The organism is Nonomuraea insulae (assembly GCF_042656245.1).
In genome coordinates, this window is sequence record NZ_JBHSPA010000138.1 from 1 (window position 1) to 772 (window position 772).

Below are 772 nucleotides of genomic sequence, written 5' to 3' on the forward strand. Positions count from 1 at the left end.
GGGTCATGAAGGCCTCGTGGATGTCGTCGCGGATCTCCCAGCGGATGCGCAGGCGGCGGAACCAGTGCAGCAGCGCGATCGTCTGCTCGATCACCCACCGGTGCACACCCAGGCCGGAGCCGTGCTCGATACCCCGGCGGGCGATGACCGGCTTGACCCCGCTGGCCCGGACCAGCCGCCGGTACTTGTCGTGGTCGTAGCCCCTGTCGGCGTACAGCACCTCGGGCCGCTGACGGGGCTGGCCGCGCCGGCCCCGTACCGGCGGGATCGCCCGCAGCAGCGGCATCACCTGGGTGACATCGTTGCGGTTGCCGCCGGTCAGGGTGACGGCGAGAGGGATGCCGTTGCCGTCGGCGATGACGTGGTGCTTGGAGCCCGGCTTGCCGCGATCGACCGGGCTCGGCCCCGTTTTGGGCCGCCCTTCAGCGCCCGGATGTGGGAACTGTCCATCACCGCCTTGGACCAGTCCAGCCGACCGGCGGCATGCAACTCCGCCAGCAGCAGTTCGTGCAGCTTCTGCCACACCCCGGCGGCATGCCAGTCCCGCAACCGGCGCCAGCAGGTCATCCCTGAGCCGAAGCCCAGCTCCTGCGGCAGGAACTCCCAGGCGATCCCGGTGTAGAGCACGAACAAGATGCCCGACAGCACCTTACGGTCGTCCAGCCGCTTACGCCCGGGGTGATCGGTCCGGCGCGGCACCACCGGCAACAGCGGCCGAATCCGCGCCCACAACTCATCCGACACGATCCACGGGGGCTGCTCGCCCTTTCTC

1 protein-coding gene is annotated in these 772 nt (G+C 69.9%); it reads right to left on the minus strand.

Features of this window, described 5'->3' with window-relative positions; translation table 11 throughout:
* Nucleotides 1-747, minus strand: a protein-coding gene (locus ACFPZ3_RS70065; RefSeq protein WP_379525354.1) for an IS5 family transposase whose coding sequence is annotated in 2 segments (ribosomal slippage) — nt 1-414 and nt 414-747 — 748 coding nt annotated over the 2 segments. Because the reading frame shifts where the segments join, the coding sequence is not laid out codon by codon here. This gene is flagged as partial in the annotation.
* Between the last annotated feature and the right edge of the window lie 25 nt (nt 748-772).